Raw genomic sequence first — 19,575 nt, forward strand, 5'->3', positions numbered from 1 at the left:
GCTCACCAAGGCCACGATCTGTAGCGGGTCTTAGAGGACGATCCGCCACACTGGAACTGAGACACGGTCCAGACTCCTACGGGAGGCAGCAGTGGGGAATCTTGGACAATGGCGCAAGCCTGATCCAGCAATGCCGCGTGCGTGAAGAAGGCCTTCGGGTTGTAAAGCGCTTTTGTTCGGGAGGAAATCCTAGTGGCTAATATCCATTGGGATGACAGTACCGGAAGAATAAGGACCGGCTAACTACGTGCCAGCAGCCGCGGTAATACGTAGGGTCCAGCGTTAATCGGAATTACTGGGCGTAAAGGGTGCGCAGGTGGTTGATTAAGTGTGATGTGAAAGCCCGGGCTCAACCTGGGAATTGCATTGCAAACTGGTCAACTAGAGTATGGCAGAGGGGGGTGGAATTCCGCGTGTAGCAGTGAAATGCGTAGAGATGCGGAGGAACACCGATGGCGAAGGCAACCCCCTGGGCTAATACTGACACTCATGCACGAAAGCGTGGGAGCAAACAGGATTAGATACCCTGGTAGTCCACGCCCTAAACGATGTCTACTAGTTGTTGGGGAATTCGTTCCTTAGTAACGCAGCTAACGCGTGAAGTAGACCGCCTGGGGAGTACGGCCGCAAGGCTAAAACTCAAAGGAATTGACGGGGGCCCGCACAAGCGGTGATGATGTGGATTAATTCGATGCAACGCGAAAAACCTTACCTAGCCTTGACATGGTTGGAATCCCTGAGAGATTGGGAGTGCCGCAAGGAACCAATACACAGGTGCTGCATGGCTGTCGTCAGCTCGTGTCGTGAGATGTTGGGTTAAGTCCCGCAACGAGCGCAACCCTTGTCCTTAGTTGCTACCATTTAGTTGGGCACTTTAAGGAGACTGCCGGTGACAAACCGGAGGAAGGTGGGGATGACGTCAAGTCCTCATGGCCCTTATGGCTAGGGCTTCACACGTCATACAATGGTCGGTACAGAGGGTTGCCAAGCCGCGAGGTGGAAGCTAATCTCATAAAACCGATCGTAGTCCGGATTGGAGTCTGCAACTCGACTCCATGAAGTCGGAATCGCTAGTAATCGCGGATCAGCATGTCGCGGTGAATACGTTCCCGGGCCTTGTACACACCGCCCGTCACACCATGGGAATGGGTTTCACCAGAAGTAGGTAGGCTAACCGTAAGGAGGCCGCTTACCACGGTGGGATTCATGACTGGGGTGAAGTCGTAACAAGGTAGCCGTAGGGGAACCTGCGGCTGGATCACCTCCTTTCAAGAGAAGACTTTTGGATTGAGTACTCACACTCATCGACTGTAGGTTTAGGGATTGTTGATTAGGATTCAGAATTGATGTGATTTAATAAAGTCACATTTATTCTGGTTTCTAAAATCAGCAAGACAGTAACTTGATCTTTAAAAAAATAGAAGAAGTAATACTCAAATTTAGAAATAAATAAGGGTAGATTGTATCAAAATCGATTGTTCGAAGTCAGAACTGAATAATCGATGTCGCAAACAAAGCGAAATCAGATACTTCGAATTGTATTAACTTTGTTGATACGTGTTTGAGGTTATAGGATCAAGCGACTAAGTGCATCTGGTGGATGCCTTGGCGATGATAGGCGAAGAAGGACGCGTTAGCCTGCGAAAAGCACGGGGAGCTGGCAAATAAGCATTGATCCCGTGATATCCGAATGGGGAAACCCGGCCCTTTTGGGTCATCCATGACTGAATACATAGGTCATGAGAAGCGAACTCGGCGAACTGAAACATCTAAGTAGCCGAAGGAAAAGAAATCAACCGAGATTCCCAAAGTAGTGGCGAGCGAAATGGGAAGAGCCTGCATGTGATAAATCAAACTTTAGTGGAACAGTCTGGAAAGTCTGGCGACAGTGGGTGATAGCCCCGTACACGAAAAAGATTGGTTGGTACTAAGCATGCGACAAGTAGGGCGGGACACGAGAAATCCTGTTTGAAGATGGGGGGACCATCCTCCAAGGCTAAATACTCATCATCGACCGATAGTGAACCAGTACCGTGAGGGAAAGGCGAAAAGAACCCCGGGAGGGGAGTGAAATAGAACCTGAAACCGGATGCATACAAACAGTGGGAGCCCTTGCAAAATGGGGTGACTGCGTACCTTTTGTATAATGGGTCAGCGACTTACGTTCAGTAGCAAGCTTAACCGAGTAGGGGAGGCGTAGGGAAACCGAGTCCGAATAGGGCGCATAGTTGCTGGGCGTAGACCCGAAACCAAGTGATCTATCCATGGCCAGGATGAAGGTGCGGTAACACGCACTGGAGGTCCGAACCCACTAATGTTGCAAAATTAGGGGATGAGCTGTGGATAGGGGTGAAAGGCTAAACAAACTTGGAAATAGCTGGTTCTCCTCGAAAACTATTTAGGTAGTGCCTCATGTATCACTGACGGGGGTAAAGCACTGTTATGGCTAGGGGGTCATCGCGACTTACCAAACCATGGCAAACTCTGAATACCGTCAAGTGCGAGCATGGGAGACAGACTGTGGGTGCTAACGTCCATGGTCAAGAGGGAAACAACCCAGATCGCCGTCTAAGGTCCCAAATAATCAGTTAAGTGGAAAACGAGGTGGGAAGGCATAGACAGCCAGGATGTTGGCTTAGAAGCAGCCATCATTTAAAGAAAGCGTAATAGCTCACTGGTCGAGTCGTCCTGCGCGGAAGATGTAACGGGGCTCAAACTGATAACCGAAGACGCGAATATGCACGATGTGCATATGGTAGAGGAGCGTTCCGTAGGCCTGCGAAGGTGTCTTGAGAAGGATGCTGGAGGTATCGGAAGTGCGAATGCTGACATGAGTAGCGATAATGCGGGTGAAAAGCCCGCACACCGAAAACCCAAGGTTTCCTGCGCAACGTTCATCGGCGCAGGGTGAGTCGGCCCCTAAGGCGAGGCAGAAATGCGTAGTCGATGGACAACGGGTTAATATTCCCGTACCGATATAAAGTGCGATGGGGGGACGGAGAAAGGTAGGTCAGCCCACTGTTGGAATAGTGGGTTTAAGCGAGTAGGCGTGTGGCTTAGGCAAATCCGGGCTGCTTTAACGCTGAGACGTGACGACGAAGTCTTCGGACTGAAGTGATTGATCCTATGCTTCCAAGAAAAGCCTCTAAGCTTCAGCTTTATATTGACCGTACCGCAAACCGACACAGGTGGGTAGGAAGAGAATTCTAAGGTGCTTGAGAGAACTCAGGAGAAGGAACTCGGCAAATTATCACCGTAACTTCGGGAGAAGGTGAGCCCATATTAGGTGAAGGCCCTTGCGGCTGGAGCTGACATGGGTCGCAGAGAAATGGGGGCTGCGACTGTTTATCAAAAACACAGCACTCTGCAAAGTCGAAAGACGACGTATAGGGTGTGACGCCTGCCCGGTGCTGGAAGATTAAATGATGGGGTGCAAGCTCTTGACTGAAGTCCCAGTAAACGGCGGCCGTAACTATAACGGTCCTAAGGTAGCGAAATTCCTTGTCGGGTAAGTTCCGACCCGCACGAATGGCGTAACGATGGCCCTACTGTCTCCTCCTGAGACTCAGCGAAGTTGAAATGTTTGTGAAGATGCAATCTCCCCGCTGCTAGACGGAAAGACCCCGTGAACCTTTACTGTAGCTTTGCATTGGACTTTGAAGTGGTTTGTGTAGGATAGGTGGGAGACATTGAAGCATGGACGCTAGTCTGTGTGGAGTCGTCCTTGAAATACCACCCTGACCCCTTTGAGGTTCTAACCTTGGTCCGTTATCCGGATCGGGGACCGTGCATGGTAGGCAGTTTGACTGGGGCGGTCTCCTCCCAAATTGTAACGGAGGAGCTCGAAGGTCGCCTAGGTACGGTCGGACATCGTACTGATAGTGTAATGGCATAAGGCGGCTTAACTGCGAGACAGACAAGTCGAGCAGGTGCGAAAGCAGGACATAGTGATCCGGTGGTTCTGAATGGAAGGGCCATCGCTCAACGGATAAAAGGTACTCCGGGGATAACAGGCTGATTCCGCCCAAGAGTTCACATCGACGGCGGAGTTTGGCACCTCGATGTCGGCTCATCACATCCTGGGGCTGTAGCCGGTCCCAAGGGTATGGCTGTTCGCCATTTAAAGTGGTACGTGAGCTGGGTTCAAAACGTCGTGAGACAGTTTGGTCCCTATCTGCAGTGGGCGTTGGAAATTTGAGGGGGGCTGCTCCTAGTACGAGAGGACCGGAGTGGACAGATCTCTGGTGTACCGGTTGTCACGCCAGTGGCATCGCCGGGTAGCTAAATCTGGAAGAGATAAGCGCTGAAAGCATCTAAGCGCGAAACTCGCCTCAAGATGAGATTTCCCCAAGGCTTTAAGCCTTTTAAAGGGTCGTTCGAGACCAGGACGTTGATAGGTCGGGTGTGGAAGCGCAGTAATGCGTTAAGCTAACCGATACTAATTGCCCGTAAGGCTTGATCCTATAACCTGAAGCGCGTGTGTGCGACGGTATAATCTACCCAAGATTAGAGCTGAATTTGAGAAACAAGCAGTACAAGGTAATATATTACTTCTTCTATTGAACTGAACGCGTTGCAGAGCAGTAAGTGCAACGAGTTAACCCGTTAAAGTCTGGCGACCATAGCGAGGTGGTCCCACTCCTTCCCATCCCGAACAGGACAGTGAAACACCTTAGCGCCGATGATAGTGCAGATTACCTGTGTGAAAGTAGGTCATTGCCAGACACCCTAAGCCGTACCAAGACCCCCGTACTCGAAAGAGGCGGGGGTTTTGCTTTGCGCGGAAGAAATGCGCGCTGTAGCGTAGCGGCCATCTTGATGGTTGGCGTGTTGGGTTACGCGATAAGGCTGCTAACCCAACCTACGCGAGGTAAACCTCGCACGCAGACTGCTAACCCAAGCTACAAAATCTACACCTGTGATGCCATCGTTGGTTTATTCACCCGTGTTTGCAAGGCTTAGCGCCAGTTCGTTTTGGGCTGTGGGTGTGAATGGGTGCAGGTGCGCCAGAAACTGCTGGCTGGCTGCGGCCCATGAAAATTTTTCTGCGTGCTTGCGTACTTCTTCTCGGCTTAATTTTAAAGAGTCTAGGCAGGCTTTTTGTAAATCAGCATTAAGTGCTCCAGGGCCATCTGCACCAATGACATCAATCGGGCCGGTGACTGGATAAGCAGCTACGGGGCAGCCGCAGGCCATTGCTTCAAGCAGAACTAAACCGAAAGTATCTGTTTTTGATGGAAAAACAAAAGAATCAGCCGCGTTATAAACTTTAGCAAGCTCTTCCTGGCTAAGTACACCCAGCCAGTTGATATCGGGATATTTGGCGCGTAATTGTGCTGCCGCAGGGCCATCTCCGCATACCCACTTCGAGCCGGGTAAATCGAGCTCTAAAAATGCTTCTATGTTTTTTTCTACGGCTACACGGCCTACATAGACAAAAATCGGGTGGCGGGTTTGCAGACGTTCTCTGTCACCTGGGCTGAATATTTTGAGATCGACGCCGCGAGACCACATCACTACTTTTTTGAAACCGCGTGCTTCTAAGTCTTTTACTACAACGTGAGTAGGGGCCATGACGGCTTCTGCTGCATTATGGAAGCGGGCCAGCCAAGCGTAAGTCCATGAAAGAGGAATACCAATACGCAGCTGTACATATTCCGGGAAACGCGAGTGATAGGCGGTGGTGAAGGGGAGTTTGTTGCGGATGCAGTAGCGGCGCGCAGACAGCCCTAAGGGGCCTTCGGTAGCGATATGGATAGCGTCCGGTTTGAATGTTTTGATGCGCTGAGCAATCTTTCTGCCAGGAAACAGCGATAGCTGAATTTCTGGGTAGGTGGGGCAAGGGATGGTTTTGAATTCGAGGGGGGGAGCACATCAACGATGTGACCCAGATGCTCCAGTTCTTGCCGGGTTTGCTTGAGGGTGCGAACCACGCCGTTTACCTGAGGTTCCCATGCATCGGTCACAATCAAAATATTCATGCTGTCATTCCTTCGAAAAGGGGTGAATTAGGTGCGTACAGGTTGATAAGCTCTGTTTGCTGCTCATGAAAGAATTTTTGCCAAGTAAGGATGCGTAATTCACCTGTTGGTAATTCAACGAGGGCGGTCAGGCTTTCTACCCAGTCGCCATCATTACAGTAGAGCACGCCATCAATTTCGCGCATTTCTGCTTTATGGATGTGGCCGCAAATGACGCCATCCAGACCGAGTGTTTTTGCTTCGGCAGCGACTGCGGTTTCAAAATTGGATACAAAACTCACTGCCGATTTCACTTTATGTTTCAGAAACTGTGATAAAGACCAATAACCCAGACCAAATCTTGCACGGGCCCGGTTAAACCAATGGTTTAGTTTCAATGTAATGGTATAGAGGCGGTCACCGACAATTGCCAACCATTTTGCGCATTGCACAACGCCATCAAAGCGATCGCCATGCAGCACCAGAAAGCGTTTACCATTGGCCATGGTGTGGATAACTTCATCTTCTATGATGATTTCCCCGAACATCAGCCCTAAAAACTGCCTTGCACCTTCGTCATGGTTGCCGGGGATATACGTTACCTTGGTGCCTTTGCGGGCTTTTCTGAGAATTTTCTGGATCACATCGTTGTGGCTTTGCTGCCAGAACCAAGAGCGTTTTAAGGCCCAGCCATCGATAATGTCGCCAACCAAATAAAGATGATCGGCATCACAATGCTTGAGAAAATCGAGTAAATAAGCAGTCTGGCAGCCTGATGTACCAAGATGAAGGTCAGAGATCCAAATGCTGCGAAACTTGAGAGTGCTCTCCGACATACTTGTAGGCTCTGGGAGGGTATTGTTAAATCATGCCGGTTGTTTGTGACAGATCAGTGATAGTGATGTTTACCTGTAATTAGTGATCACTTTCCACCACAAGGAGTTTGAATGTTAGAAAAAGAGCGCCCAGATTCACCCTGTATTGCCGTTTGTTCAACTGCTCTTGGGGATGAAATTTGCCGGGGATGTGGCCGTAGCGTCGTCGAGGTATCGACATGGGTCATGATGAGTGATGAAGATAAAAATAAAATATGGGCGCGTTTAGAAGAGCAATGGCGGCAAGGCGGCAAGGTTGCGCCTTGGCTTAGAGAAGAGTGATGCATTTTTATGCAGGCGGGAATCCGGCTACCCGAAATTCCCGGCCAAAATAGTAATGTTGTGGCTTTTTGGGTTTAGGAGCGCCTTTCCCACACACCAAATTCAACACCGTTTTCTATCACTAAAGCGCGCCATGCATAGTGGGGCTCCAGCTGTGCCCGAAGCTGGGAGAATGCTGCCGGACCACGGGTTTGATCAAAGCGGCTCCACACGATATAGCGAATGTTCTGGCTGTTGAGCCATGCTTCAGCATTAGGAAGAGATGCATGATAGAACGCACGGATCTTGCCTGCTTCCGCCTGAATAAATGGTGCCTGATTACGCCACAGGCTTTCATGATCTGGCCAGCCTAGTGCCGCAGGGTGGCCGCTATGCAGTGCAAACGCACTGGCCGCTGTGTAGGAGCCCGCATCGAGCCCTTCCAGTACCACACCTTTTTCTGCCGTGCGCAGGTGATTCAAAATGGCTCTGTGGGCAAAGTCATTTTTTAACCAACCATCCCCTGCAAATTGGCCTGTGCTGGTTTTGGGGTGATAGCGCCAGTATTGAGCCTGGGGCAGAGCATAGGCGCAGACGGCGATAAGGGGGATTGCAGCAAGATATTGTTGCCAGCGCTTAGGACTGCTGAGGCCAATTGATCCCAGCAGGATGAGTGCGGCAGGGTAAAGCCAGGACCACCATTTTAAGGTTGAGTTAAACCGGTTATAAGCGCCTGAGAGCGGGTCGTCGATAAACACGAACTCCATCAGTGTCAGCAACAATAAAACACCTGCCCCGCTCCAGAAGGCCAGCCTGTTTTTTCTTCCCTGACTCAGTGCTAGAACAGCCAGCAACAAGACGGGCCACCAGATGGCAAGGCCCTGGCGCAATGGGGTGTGATCCTCTGCTGCAACTAAGGCAAAGCCAGCAGATAAGGCATTGGGCGCGTAGCTATTCATAAATGGGTAGAGCAAACCCAAGGCGCTGGCGGCCCCTGCAAGCAGATACGTGAGGTGGCAGCTGCGCTGACCCGCCCGGCGGTATAAGCACCAGCCCATTAGTAATAGGCCTTGTAGCGGCAAATTCCAGGCATTCACTGCCAGCAGTAAGGGCACACTTGCACCTAAAGTAAAGGCGAGTGGCTTTGCTTTAGCCTCATTTTCTAAACGGATCATCAGAGCGAGTGCAAAAAAGAGTAGTGCAAAGCCTGCGAGGGGAGGGTGTAAATCACCGAGGTAGATGTAATAAGACAGCGTTTCTAGAGGTAATTCTCTGGGGGAGGTCCCTTCGGTTTTGGGAAAGAGTGCCTGACCCGCTGCAGTATTGATCTGCTGATCGTACAAACCTGCAAAGCGAGTATTTGCCCAGAGCTGGGTAATGGCAGCTTGATCATTGCTTGCGGGCTCAAAAAGCACAGGGAGAAGCGGAGCAACACCCGTGCCCCCAACTAGGAGCGCAGCAATGAGCAGGCTTTTTTTCCAGCGTGCTGCAATAAAATGGCTGGTGATGCTCCAGGCTAGGCTGCTGGTCAATGCGATCGTCAGGCAAACCCCAAGGTTCATGGCTCGCCCTGCATCTAAGGCTAATACACGCCCCATTAAGGCGGTGGCGTAGTGTAAAAAGCCGTAGTAAATATCGAACCGGTAAGCGGGTAACCAGACATCCGCCGGGGGCAGCTGTGTGCCACTGATATAGTTGGATACAAAAGCCAAGTCAGTAAGATGCTCTGATTGGCCATCAATATCAGGGAAAACAAAGCGCCAGGCAAATACATAGGCAAAGGGAAGCCAGAGTGGTAGCTCATCCCGCCAGCCGCCCATTTTCCAGTGTTTAAACAAGAGCGGAACACTGAGTAAAGTGCTGATTGGCCAGATCCAGCTTAAGCGCCCAAGACCAATGAAGTGCTCAATAAAGAAGAAACTCGTCAGCAGAGTAAGCATTCCGGCTGCTCTTGCAAGCTGTGCATCTGCAAAGTAGTTACTAAATAGGCGGCCAATAGCGGCTAAGTTCACCAGTAAAATAGCGGCTGTTAGCATCAGGTAAATCAAATGCATCGCTTGCTTCCTTATCAGTCATTTCTGACAGATTGTACATAAGTGCAAGCTTAAAATGATTTAATGCTCAGGAAAGGTCTGTTTTAACTGACAAATCATTCACTGTATTGCTGGGTTGCAGTTAAGCTAAGTGAGTACAGGGTCGCTATAAAGATGAAAAGGGGAAAAAGGCGGCTTGCCAACAGGGCTTGATTCCCGTCCAATTCACCTCAAACAGATTCTTGGGGCACTATCTTTGCCTGAGACAGGTCAACCGGAAACATCAATTAAAAATGCTTAGAGGATCTGCAGTGCAACAGCCTGAGAGGGATGTGGTGCTTTAAGCACTCTGTAAATGAATTGAACAAAGAGTACTGAATGGAAAAAATACTGAAATCGATGCAGGACGCTACGGTGGATCATGCTTTCGAGCTGCTGTGCCAGCTGATAGCCGCCTTGCGCCCTGCTAAAGCTGAAAACACCACTCAGGCTGTTAATAATATTCAGGCCTTGTGCTATTTGCTGGAACTGCATATTGAATTGCGCACGGCTTTACGCCGCCATTTGCTGCATTTGCTTTCAACAACAAAGCAGGTTCATCTCTATACCGATACCGGCATTCTTTCAAATGAAAGCCTTTATGATGCACTGGTGCGGCGAATTGGCCATAGCCTGTTGCCTCCGAAGGTTAATCTATCCTCATTAAAAGATTTATTTGGCGCTGCGTTTAATCACCATGATGATTACGTTTGGTTTGGTAATGTGCCGCACGAGGTGTGGCAGGATTTAGGCAATGCACTGCATTTCCATGATGAAACAGACAGAGATAGTATTAATCGTACTTTGGTGCAAATGCTGGAAGCGATTCAAGTTTTATCCTGCCGTGTTTCGGCAATAGGACTAGAGCCTGAAATTGTAAAAAATCATCCGGATATAGAACGTTTTGAATCACCATTTGTGCGGCAAAATGTAGAAACGCTAGCCTGGATTGAGCGTTACCGACAAGATTTAATACATGATGGCAAGCCGAGCGAAGATGATTTGCAAATCCGTGTATTACTGGCTCAATGCGAAGAAGTGATTGCCAAAGTGCGCAAAAATGCGGCGAAGCAAGGCGTGTCGGTGAGCTTAACGTATTTGCTTATTCGCTTACGCCAGCATATTGATCGCTTGAAAACGTTACTGACTCTGGCTAATCCGGAACCGTCACAAGATAAAGCAACGACTTTACTTCATACCCTGCATGCATTTGTAACAGCAGAAAATCGCAAATATAGTTTAAAAGACCTTTTTGCAGAAAATACCGAATTACTGGCTTTGCAGGTTACAGAGCACGCCAGTCATACCGGAGAGCACTATATCGCTGAAACGCGCCGTGACTGGGCGGGAATGTTTAAATCGGCGGCCGGGGCGGGGGTTATTGTTGGCTTTATGGCCATGTTGAAAATTTTGATTACTAAAGCGCATCTGCCTTTATTGCTGGAAGCAATTGCTTTTAGTTTGAATTATGCGTTTGGCTTTATGTTTATCCATATGATGCACTTTACTGTTGCAACTAAGCAGCCAGCTATGACGGCGGCTAAAATTGCTGCCTCGATTCATTCTTCAACCAAGCAAAAAGACAGCTTGGGCGAATTGGTTGAGCTGATTGTTAAAGTGTTCAGAACACAATTTGTAGCCATTGCTGGGAATGTTTTACTGGCTATGCCAGTGGCATTGCTGATTGGTATGGCATGGCAATGGCAGCTGGGTGAGGCTTTTGTAAATACAGATAAAGCGAATCATTTATTGCAGGATTTAAGCCCAATTGCCAGCTTGGCTATTTTTCATGCTGCCATAGCTGGTGTGTGCTTGTTTATGTCGGGGTTGATTTCTGGTTATTACGATAATAAAGCGATTTATAACGAAATACCTGAGCGAATTGCTGCTCTGCCTTGGTTAAATCGTTGGTTTGGAGCCGCCAGAACACAAAGAATAGCAAATTATATTGAGCATAATTTAGGCGCTCTGGCGGGGAATTTTTATTTTGGGATTATGCTGGGGTCGATAGGTACAATTGGTGCATTGCTGGGCTTACCCATTGATATCCGGCATATTACTTTTTCATCTGCTAATTTTTCTTTTGCCTTAGTTGCGCAAAATTTCCAGATGGATTGGCATGTCGTGGTGATTTCGCTGCTTGGCGTGGCGCTGATTGGGATGACCAATCTGGTGATGAGCTTTACTTTAGCGCTTTGGGTTGCTCTGCGTTCACGTAAGTTGTCTTTTGGTCAGACCCGGCCCTTATTAGGCCAGCTTATGCGCCGTTTTTTGAAAAGGCCGGCAGATTTTTTTATCCCAACAAAAGACGTCGTATCGGGCGAAACAAATGGACATTGATTTAATTCTTGATGATTTGGTAGAGCATGGCTTTACGATTGTCCCCCAATTTTTAGAAAGCAGCGAAGTGCATATTCTGGCTTCGGCCATGCAGGAGCGACGAGATTTATTTTACCCGGCCGGAATAGGCAGAAAAGAGGGGCATATCGTGCAGGAGCAAATCAGGGGCGATAATATTTGCTGGATTGATGCGAATGATCCGATTGCTGCCAGGGCATTAAGCCAGCTGGATGAATTAAAGCAAAGCCTGAATGCAGCATTGTATTTGGGATTAGACGAGCTGGAATGCCATTTTGCTGCTTATCCGGCGGGCAGTTTTTATGCACGCCATCTGGATCAGCACCGGGGTGAAGATAGCCGGGTTGTCACGGTTGTTTTATATCTTAATCCGGAATGGACAGAACAGGATGGCGGAGAATTACGTTTATATTTAGACGAGCACCGCCATTTGGATATCCTGCCTCAAGGGGGAAAGCTGGTGATTTTTTTATCTAATCGTTTTGAGCATGAAGTATTAATAAGCCAGCGGGAGCGCTTATCTTTAACCGGATGGTTTCGCCGCAGATCTATGTGATTCAGCGCATAGCGGGGGGCAAGTATAAACTTTACAATTGCCATGGATAATTTATATTAGTACTGCCGTTAAGGATGCTCTATCAATGCAAAATAAGACTTTTCATTCCTTTATTATTTGGGAGTGATATATGAATTTATGCCGGTGTCTTTGTGTTTTGATTTTGCTATTAAGTAGCCAAACCTCTTGGGCTATTTCGGTTTTATTTGTTAATCCGGGCAAAGAAAGTGAAACATTTTGGGTTAGCGTGAACCAAGCGATGGCTGCTGCTGCCAAAAATTTGGGCATGGAACTGAGGGTTGTTTATGCTGAGCGTGATCATTTGCGCATGCCTTCTTTGCTGCAGCAAACGCTGGATCAAGGCCCGAGGCCGGATTATTTAATTGTGGTTAATGAAAGGCAAATGGCCCCGCCTTTAATGGCCATTGCCGAGCGGGCACGCATCCCTGTTTTATTGGCTCTGAATGATTTAACGCCAGATCAAGTTAAACAATTTGGCACTCCCCGTACTCATTTTAAATACTGGATAGGAAGCTTGTTTCCGGATAATCAGCAAGCGGGTTATTTAACAGGTAAGGCATTATTAACCCGGCTGGTGCAGACTAAAAAACCCGCGGCAAACGGGCAGTATCAATTACTGGCGATCGCAGGGGATAAATCCACTCCTGCATCACAGGACCGTGTGCTTGGCTTACAAAGGGCGCTGAAAGAGTTCCCCAATGTGGAATTAAAGCAAATTGTTTATGGTAATTGGGGGCGTGGGCTTGCTGCAGAGCAAATGAATGTGCTGCGTGACCGCTATCCTGATGTTGCTGCCGTCTGGTGTGCCAATGATTTGATGGCTTTTGGTGTGATTGCAAGTTTAGAACAAAGAAAAAACCGCAATAAAGAAGTATTAGTTTCTGCAATTAACTATTCCAATGATGCCATTTCAATGATTAAAAATGGCCGTTTAACTGCTTTATCGGCTGGGCATTTTATGGTGGGGGCATGGAGCATGGTGCTGCTGTATGATTATGCTCATGGTCAGGATTTTAGTGGTCAGCAGGGCACACAAATGCAATTGCCTTTATTGGGTTTAGTGAGCGCATCGAAAGCTAATTTATTTATGGATCGGTTTAGCGAAGAAGGCGTGCAAAAAATTAATTTTGCCCGTTACAGTAAAGTGCTGAATCCCAAAGTAAAGCAGTATGATTTTTCTTTAGAGTCCTTATTACAATGAGTGCACGTAAGCATTTTCAGCCAATAGCACAGCGGCTAAGTAAAATTTTATATCGCATTGGCTTTTTGCTGATGCTGGTGATTGTGATGGTGTATGCGGTACTTAGTTATTTTGATGTGGCTGAGAATTTGCATGCTCAGCTGGTCAGCCTAGCCCAAGAGCACCGGCCCCGTCTGAGCGCTGCACTGTGGGATATTGATCCAATTGGCATTACTGATGAGATTGATACCCTTTCGGCAGTAAGCAGTGTGGCTGGTCTTGTTCTGACTACACCCAGTGGTGCCCGTTACTTAAGGGGTGATACGAGTGAGTCCGCTAAGGAATTAAGCTATACCATTGAATTAATGCATAAAAGCAGTGTTATTCCTGTGGGTAGCCTGACTTTAATTAGCGATCGTTATGAAATCTGGAAGCAGGTTGCATATCGCGTTTTTCCTTTTGCGCTGGCTCAATTACTTTTTGTAACCGGGCTGCTTTTTGCTTTACAACTATTCTTGCGAAAAGTGGTATTACGGCGCCTGGATGCGTTGACTATTCATACTCATCTTTTGCGGCCCGATCATTTAGATACCGCTCCCCCTCCGCCTTTATTTGAAAGCCCGGTTCGTGATGAATTAGATAATCTGTTGCAAGGTTTTGCTAATTTACAAAATAATTTATTACATCAGCAGCAGCAGCGTGGTCAGCTGATTCATGCTCTGGCAGAGAGCCGTGATCAATTAGAAGTTGAAGTGGCTCAGCGCACGGATGAATCATTCTATTTATCTGGGTTTTTACAGTTGCTATCTAAAGACGCGGCTCGTTATTTGAGTATGCCTTTAGATGGTGCCAAAATTGGATTAGAGCAAACATTAAAAGAAACAGGGCAATTGATGGGGCTTGATGCCTTGATCACCATTCATTTTGCCGATGACAGCCAAAAAGGCGATATCTATTTTTGGGATAAAGATGATAAGAAAATCCGCACTGATTTTAATTTGGGTAAACGCAGCTTATTTCAATTAAGTAAGAAAAATCTTGATTCGCTGTCTGCTTTTATAATGGGTATCGGCGGTGATTTACCTGATGAGAGTGATGAGGCCGCGTTATGCCGTGATTTGCATTTAACGCAATTAGCGGTGCTCCCGCTTGATTTTAATGGCGAGCGTTTAGGGCTTTTATTTGCAGGTGTATCTGATCAGGACCGTGTGTATTCTGAGCTGGAAATGCGTTTACTGCCTCTTGTGGCTGGCCTGTGCTCTAATGTATTAGCACATCGCCGTCAGCAATTATCTTTGAAAGAAGCAAAGAATGCTTTGCTGGCCGCCAATACTCAATTAGAGCGTTTAACCCGTCATGATGCCTTGACCGGAATTGCAAACCGGCGCGTTTTTGATGAGCGGCTTGAGCAAGAAATGGCAAATGCTATTCGGGAACAGCAACCCTTATTATTAATCGTCTTGGATGTAGATTCATTTAAGCAATATAACGATAGCTTTGGCCGGCATGAGGGCGATATCGCTTTGCAGAAAGTGGCCGCCGTTTTAGCTAAATTTGCGGAGCGTACGGGTGATTGCGCCGCGCGGATTGAGGGCAATGAGTTTGTGCTTTTATTGCCGAATACCGATTTGCATGTGGGTAAATTGCTGGCGGAACGTATTCGCTTGGCGATGATTAAGCTTGGGCTGGTGCAGGAAGACGGCTCAGCCCTGACGATCAGCCAGGGCCTTGCCGTTTATTCAGGAGCAGAAGAAATCAGCGCCGCTAACTTCTTACGCTTGGCAGATAAGGCACTGTATCGTGCCAAACGCAGCGGCAATCAGGTGCAGGTGCTTGAGTCAATCAGCGACCCAGTCGCTGGCAAACGGTAGAAACTGCGCCGGCTGCATTGAGGGTATAAAAATGCAGCCCTGGCGCACCACCGGCTAATACTCGGTCGGACAGCTCGGTTACAAAATCTAAGCCAAAGGCACGGATCGATGCCGTGTCGTCGCCAAAGGCTTGCAGTCGCAGCCTCAGCCAGCGTGGGATTTCTGCTCCGCACATATCAGAGAAACGCGCCAATTGGCTGAAGTTCTGGATAGGCATAATGCCCGGAACGATAGGAATTGTTACGCCGCGCGCATTCACTTCATCCACAAAGCGGAAATAAGCATCTGCATTAAAAAAGTATTGGGTAATGGCTGAATCTGCACCTGCCCGTACTTTATTTACGAAATTGCGAATATCGGCTTCGGCGCTTTGGGCCTGCGGGTGAAACTCGGGATATGCTGCCACTTCAATATGAAACCAATCGCCAAATTCATCGCGTAAAAAACTGACCAGTTCATTGGCGTAACGAAACTCGCCAAAATCTCCCATTCCCGAAGGAATATCGCCACGCAAAGCCACAATATGGCGAATGCCGTGGTCTTTATAGTTTTGCACAATGCTGCGAATGCTTTCTTTAGAAGAGCCTACACAGGACAGGTGAGGGGCAGCGGCATGGCCTTCGGATTGAATATCCAGTACGGCATTCAGTGTGCCTTCCTGCGTTGTACCCCCTGCACCAAAGGTTACTGAGAAAAATTCGGGTTTAAATTGCGCCAATTGCCTGCGTGTTGTGCGTAGTTTTTCTGCGCCTTCTGGCGTTCTGGGGGGGAAAAACTCAAAGCTGATCGGGGAGGGCGTCATTATTTTTTATCCTGGGCGCTAATCGTTTCATCTTAACATCGGTGCTGTATGCATTGCATGCAGGCTATTCATTAAAATCATGAAAGAAATTAATGTTTTTCCAGTGTAAAAGCGGCGTTATATAGATGACGTTGGGTGAGTTTTCAAGAACTATTTTTTTGAATTCAAAGGCTTAGCTGCTTGCTTACTTGTTGTATGCTGACGCCGTGCTTATAACTGCTTCGCAGAAAGTAGTGGGCACTTTCAATATACTTAATAAGGATGGAGTTATGACTAAAAAGACTAGCAACACCCGTATTGCCATGCTAATTGCCTCGCTGATGCTGAGTATTTCAGCCTTTGCTTTGGATAGCTGGCAAGAAGGAAGTACTTATAGCAGCGGCACTCAGGTGGTTTACGCAGGTAAAACCTATCAGGCCTTGGTAACGCACACTGCCTATGTGGGGGCCAACTGGAATCCTGCAGCAACGCCTGCCTTGTGGAAAGAAATAGCAGGCACGCCAACACCAACACCAACGCCAACGCCAACGCCAACGCCAACGCCAACGCCAACGCCAACACCAACACCAACGCCAACGCCAACACCAACACCAACGCCAACACCAACACCAACACCAACACCAACACCAACACCAACACCAACACCAACGCCAACACCCACACCCACACCCACACCCACACCCACACCCACACCCACACCTGGAACGCTGCCCAAACATGCATTAGTGGGCTATTGGCATAACTTTACCAATCCTGCCGGCGATACTTTTCCGCTGGCTCAGGTCAGTGATGACTGGAACGTGGTGGTTGTGGCTTTTGCAGATAATGCCGGTAGCGGCAATGTGGCATTCAATCTGGATAAAAATGCCGGAGGCGAGGCTAAATTTATTGCCGATGTGGCGGCGCTGAAGGCTAAGGGCAAGAAAGTGGTGCTGTCTTTAGGCGGGCAAGATGGCTCTATCACATTAAACAGCGCCTCCGATGTCAGCCACTTTGTGGATAGCCTCTATGCCATCATGACTAAGTATGGTTTTGATGGGATTGATCTGGATTTAGAAAGTGGTAGCGGTGTTTCGATTGGTGCGCCGATTATTAATAATCTGATTGCCGGTGTGAAACAACTCAAAGCGAAGGTTGGGCCAAGTTTTTACCTGTCGATGGCGCCTGAGCATCCTTATGTGCAGGGTGGGTATATCTCCTATGGCAGCATTTGGGGCGCTTACTTGCCGATTATTGATGGCCTGCGGGATGAGCTTACGGTGCTGCATGTGCAGTACTACAATAATGGCGGCTTTACCTCTCCGTATTCTACTGCCACGCTTAACGAAGGCACGGTGGATGCGCTGGTGGCGGGTAGCATGATGTTGATCGAGGGCTTCTCTACCAGCTATGGCACGGGGTGGACTTTCAAAGGCTTGCGCCCTGATCAAGTGGCTTTTGGTGTGCCGTCGGGGCCGCAGTCAGCAGGACGTGGTTTTGTTACGGCCAAGGTCGTGGCTGATTCGTTGTCTTGCCTGACTAAGCTGCAAAATTGCGGCAGTATCAAACCTGCCAAAGCCTATCCTGATTATCGCGGTGTGATGACATGGTCGGTTAACTGGGATAAGCATGATGGGTATAACTTCTCTAAACCTGCGGCAGCGGCTTTAAAGACTCTGCCTTAGGGCTTACAGGCAGTATGCTTGAGCGAAGTGAGTAATAGGGGCCGGGTTACGCGGTAAAGCTGCTAACCCGACCTTGCTCACAAAGCCTGGCAAGGATGCCTGTCAGGCGCAATAATCCGCTGTTTTTCTTTCGCTCACATAATGATTGCCATCGCCTTGCAGCTTCACAATTCGCTGATCCCGTTTGATTTCCCAATCATCCACCGGGTAGGTTTTAGCCCATGCGCACATTAGCTGTTGGTCTTGCCTAGATAGTTTGAGCTGGTAGCGCTCATACATATAAAAATGGATGCGGGCAATGCGGCCCCGCACCTCTTCCCGTGGCTGGGCTTTTTTGTTTTTAAAATCAACAATGGTCTTGCACTGGCCATACATAGGCTCGGGCTTACTCGTCCATGCGCTATAGGAAAAGTTGCTGCGGTCACCATTCACCTCGCCTACTGAGGGCACCAGATTGACCAAATTGCCTTCCGCACTTTTAAACTGCGGATCGTTATCGCTACAGTTTTTGCGCCCGCCGTTTTGCCAGCATTGTCGCTGATGGCCTAATACCCATGCCGGAACTACGTGCTCCCACTCTAAACGCGAGGCACGTGTTTCGCTTTTTCTAGGGGTGTAGCCGCAGCTGGCCAAATCCATTTCTTTGCCCTTATAGGCGCAGCCGCAGTAGAAATCGCTTTCCATACCGCGAAATACATCGGGCAATACTTGTTTGGCGCGGTTGAAATCCCGCTGGCCTGTGGCGGTGCGGCCAGTGACTAATTCAATCGGTTCCTTTGGGGATGGGTTGGATTCGGTTTCATTTTTTTGATTAAGTGCTTTATCAATTGCTATTTCACCCAGTTTGGCAAGTGTTTTGGCCTCTTGGCTATGGGCTATTTTCTCAATTTGAGCCATGCTGCTATCGTCACAAGCACTTAAACTACAAATCAGAATAATTATGGCCATTGCATGGCTGCTGTGTTTTTTATTCAACGACATTGCTTGGGCTTATTCCTGTGCGGATGATTGGGTGATTTGCGAATATACACAGTGGCGCGCAGCCTCTGGTCAATGCGGCGCATTTTATGAGATGAAATCCACGGTGTAATGCTTTTACAGGAAGTAAAAGCGGCTTAATAGGTGATTATTTCTTAATCAATTGAATTGATTACTTATATTTATGCCCGCACGCGGATAAAGCGCTCTTTAAATATGAAGCCCTGCACCATATCAACATCCAGCTGGCGGGCGATTTCCAGCTGTTCAATGGTTTCTATTCCTTCTAATACGGTGCGTTTTCCGGTGTCTTTGGCGTAGCGAATCAGGCTTTCTAAGGCCGTGCGATGATTAGGCTGATCCAGCTCGTTAAACCAGCTTCGATCAAACTTTAAGCAATCTACGGTAATTAATATGGGCAGCGACAGCATGGAATGCGGCGAGCCAATATCATCCAATGCCAGTTGAATATTCTTTTCATGGAATGCTTTTGCCATATTTGCGCTTTGGCGTGCATCAGAGATATTACTGTTTTCTATGATCTCGAGCACGATATGGGTGCGGCAATGTATCAGCTCCAGCAGGGGATTGATTTCACCGGCTATTTCGGTCACTGCATAGGCATCAGGATCAAGGTTTAAAAACAACTCTCCGCTTGGCGCATTTTCTAATTGCAACTGCTTCATCTGATATTCCACCTGAAACAAGGTCAGTGGACTTTCATGCAGCGCATTAAAAAAATGATCGGTGCGAAGCAGCTGTTCATCTGCCCGATAAAACCGGGCAAGCGCTTCATGGGCAATTGTTTCTAAATTATGTGTATGAATTAATGGTTGATATTCAACGCCAAACCGTTGCTGTTGAATTACATCAAGCAAGAGGATTGGGGATAATTTAGGCATTGATTGTGAAAAATGAGAATAATTGTCATATCTTATAATGACTATGGTGCGGGCGAATAAGAAAATATTGTCTTA

Annotated in this window: 13 protein-coding genes and 3 rRNA genes; 9 read left to right on the top strand and 7 right to left on the bottom strand. The window is 48.1% G+C overall.

Features of this window, described 5'->3' with window-relative positions:
* The 3 genes from DYD62_RS18770 to rrf form a co-directional block, all read left to right on the top strand.
* A 16S ribosomal RNA gene (locus tag DYD62_RS18770) occupies positions 1 to 1,269 on the top strand; the annotation flags it as partial.
* A 304-nt stretch (positions 1,270 to 1,573) separates the two neighbouring features.
* Positions 1,574 to 4,463, top strand: a 23S ribosomal RNA gene (locus DYD62_RS18775).
* Between the two features lie 148 nt (positions 4,464 to 4,611).
* Positions 4,612 to 4,725: ribosomal RNA gene (gene rrf, locus DYD62_RS18780) — 5S ribosomal RNA — on the top strand.
* 210 nt (positions 4,726 to 4,935) lie between these two features.
* Here the strand turns inward: rrf and DYD62_RS18785 are convergent.
* Genes DYD62_RS18785 through DYD62_RS18790 form a run of 3 tightly spaced genes read right to left on the bottom strand, consistent with a single transcriptional unit; the run spans position 4,936 to position 6,796 of the window.
* Positions 4,936 to 5,847 carry a glycosyltransferase family 4 protein gene (locus DYD62_RS18785; protein WP_308418357.1) on the bottom strand — a complete coding sequence of 304 codons (912 nt, stop codon included), beginning with the start codon at positions 5,845 to 5,847 and terminating at the stop codon, positions 4,936 to 4,938.
* Positions 5,730 to 5,981 (bottom strand): hypothetical protein, encoded by a 252-nt coding sequence (locus DYD62_RS24125; protein ID WP_233702979.1) that lies wholly within the window; start codon positions 5,979 to 5,981, stop codon positions 5,730 to 5,732. The genes DYD62_RS18785 and DYD62_RS24125 overlap by 118 nt, the downstream gene beginning before the upstream one ends.
* A complete protein-coding gene (locus tag DYD62_RS18790; RefSeq protein WP_115228961.1) occupies positions 5,978 to 6,796 on the bottom strand; it encodes a UDP-2,3-diacylglucosamine diphosphatase in 819 nt (272 codons plus the stop codon). The genes DYD62_RS24125 and DYD62_RS18790 overlap by 4 nt, the downstream gene beginning before the upstream one ends.
* 111 nt (positions 6,797 to 6,907) lie before the next feature.
* On the opposite strand from DYD62_RS18790, the gene DYD62_RS18795 reads away from it, so the two are divergent.
* Positions 6,908 to 7,117 carry a DUF1289 domain-containing protein gene (locus DYD62_RS18795; RefSeq protein ID WP_115228964.1) on the top strand — a complete coding sequence of 70 codons (210 nt, stop codon included), beginning with the start codon at positions 6,908 to 6,910 and terminating at the stop codon, positions 7,115 to 7,117.
* Between the two features lie 74 nt (positions 7,118 to 7,191).
* Here DYD62_RS18795 and DYD62_RS18800 read toward each other — a convergent pair whose 3' ends face one another.
* Positions 7,192 to 9,150 (bottom strand): DUF2298 domain-containing protein, encoded by a 1,959-nt coding sequence (locus tag DYD62_RS18800; protein WP_115228966.1) that lies wholly within the window; start codon positions 9,148 to 9,150, stop codon positions 7,192 to 7,194.
* A gap of 357 nt (positions 9,151 to 9,507) precedes the next feature.
* On the opposite strand from DYD62_RS18800, the gene DYD62_RS18805 reads away from it, so the two are divergent.
* The 4 genes from DYD62_RS18805 to DYD62_RS18820 all read left to right on the top strand — a co-directional run bounded on the left by DYD62_RS18805 (position 9,508) and on the right by DYD62_RS18820 (position 15,154).
* Positions 9,508 to 11,508: a site-specific recombinase gene (locus DYD62_RS18805; RefSeq protein ID WP_115228969.1), complete on the top strand. Its 2,001-nt coding sequence runs from the start codon at positions 9,508 to 9,510 to the stop codon at positions 11,506 to 11,508.
* A complete protein-coding gene (locus DYD62_RS18810) occupies positions 11,498 to 12,082 on the top strand; it encodes a 2OG-Fe(II) oxygenase (RefSeq protein WP_115228971.1) in 585 nt (194 codons plus the stop codon). Before DYD62_RS18805 ends, DYD62_RS18810 begins: the two co-directional genes overlap by 11 nt.
* 130 nt (positions 12,083 to 12,212) lie before the next feature.
* A complete protein-coding gene (locus tag DYD62_RS18815) occupies positions 12,213 to 13,304 on the top strand; it encodes an ABC transporter substrate-binding protein (protein ID WP_115228974.1) in 1,092 nt (363 codons plus the stop codon).
* Complete coding sequence (locus DYD62_RS18820) at positions 13,301 to 15,154, top strand: GGDEF domain-containing protein (RefSeq protein WP_115228976.1); 1,854 nt, start codon at positions 13,301 to 13,303, stop codon at positions 15,152 to 15,154. The genes DYD62_RS18815 and DYD62_RS18820 overlap by 4 nt, the downstream gene beginning before the upstream one ends.
* On the opposite strand, the gene metF is transcribed toward DYD62_RS18820, so the two are convergent.
* Positions 15,126 to 15,956 (bottom strand): methylenetetrahydrofolate reductase [NAD(P)H], encoded by an 831-nt coding sequence (metF, locus tag DYD62_RS18825; RefSeq protein WP_115228979.1) that lies wholly within the window; start codon positions 15,954 to 15,956, stop codon positions 15,126 to 15,128. The two genes, DYD62_RS18820 and metF, sit on opposite strands and share 29 nt — an antisense overlap.
* 269 nt (positions 15,957 to 16,225) lie before the next feature.
* Between metF and DYD62_RS18830 the strand changes: the two genes are divergently transcribed.
* The gene (locus DYD62_RS18830; protein ID WP_115228982.1) at positions 16,226 to 17,620 is read left to right on the top strand and encodes a glycosyl hydrolase family 18 protein; all 1,395 of its coding nucleotides are present in this window, start codon (positions 16,226 to 16,228) and stop codon (positions 17,618 to 17,620) included.
* Between the two features lie 102 nt (positions 17,621 to 17,722).
* On the opposite strand, the gene DYD62_RS18835 is transcribed toward DYD62_RS18830, so the two are convergent.
* Both DYD62_RS18835 and DYD62_RS18840 read right to left on the bottom strand, forming a co-directional pair.
* Positions 17,723 to 18,568 (bottom strand): endonuclease, encoded by an 846-nt coding sequence (locus tag DYD62_RS18835; protein ID WP_233702980.1) that lies wholly within the window; start codon positions 18,566 to 18,568, stop codon positions 17,723 to 17,725.
* 212 nt (positions 18,569 to 18,780) lie between these two features.
* Positions 18,781 to 19,500: an EAL domain-containing protein gene (locus DYD62_RS18840; RefSeq protein WP_115228984.1), complete on the bottom strand. Its 720-nt coding sequence runs from the start codon at positions 19,498 to 19,500 to the stop codon at positions 18,781 to 18,783.
* Between the last annotated feature and the right edge of the window lie 75 nt (positions 19,501 to 19,575).

The sequence above is a fragment of the Iodobacter fluviatilis genome (assembly GCF_900451195.1).
Taxonomy (GTDB): domain Bacteria; phylum Pseudomonadota; class Gammaproteobacteria; order Burkholderiales; family Chitinibacteraceae; genus Iodobacter; species Iodobacter fluviatilis.

What these genes read in the sequence shown, in the direction of transcription:
- DYD62_RS18815 (WP_115228974.1), top strand. Translation starts at nt 12,213, where the DNA reads ATGAATTTATGCCGGTGTCTTTGTGTTTTGATTTTGCTATTAAGTAGC.
- DYD62_RS18795 (WP_115228964.1), top strand. Translation starts at nt 6,908, where the DNA reads ATGTTAGAAAAAGAGCGCCCAGATTCACCCTGTATTGCCGTTTGTTCA.
- DYD62_RS18830 (WP_115228982.1), top strand. Translation starts at nt 16,226, where the DNA reads ATGACTAAAAAGACTAGCAACACCCGTATTGCCATGCTAATTGCCTCG.
- DYD62_RS18840 (WP_115228984.1), bottom strand. Translation starts at nt 19,500, where the DNA reads ATGCCTAAATTATCCCCAATCCTCTTGCTTGATGTAATTCAACAGCAA.
- DYD62_RS18800 (WP_115228966.1), bottom strand. Translation starts at nt 9,150, where the DNA reads ATGCATTTGATTTACCTGATGCTAACAGCCGCTATTTTACTGGTGAAC.
- DYD62_RS18820 (WP_115228976.1), top strand. Translation starts at nt 13,301, where the DNA reads ATGAGTGCACGTAAGCATTTTCAGCCAATAGCACAGCGGCTAAGTAAA.
- DYD62_RS18835 (WP_233702980.1), bottom strand. Translation starts at nt 18,568, where the DNA reads ATGGCCATAATTATTCTGATTTGTAGTTTAAGTGCTTGTGACGATAGC.
- DYD62_RS24125 (WP_233702979.1), bottom strand. Translation starts at nt 5,981, where the DNA reads ATGAATATTTTGATTGTGACCGATGCATGGGAACCTCAGGTAAACGGC.
- DYD62_RS18790 (WP_115228961.1), bottom strand. Translation starts at nt 6,796, where the DNA reads ATGTCGGAGAGCACTCTCAAGTTTCGCAGCATTTGGATCTCTGACCTT.
- DYD62_RS18810 (WP_115228971.1), top strand. Translation starts at nt 11,498, where the DNA reads ATGGACATTGATTTAATTCTTGATGATTTGGTAGAGCATGGCTTTACG.
- DYD62_RS18805 (WP_115228969.1), top strand. Translation starts at nt 9,508, where the DNA reads ATGGAAAAAATACTGAAATCGATGCAGGACGCTACGGTGGATCATGCT.
- metF (WP_115228979.1), bottom strand. Translation starts at nt 15,956, where the DNA reads ATGACGCCCTCCCCGATCAGCTTTGAGTTTTTCCCCCCCAGAACGCCA.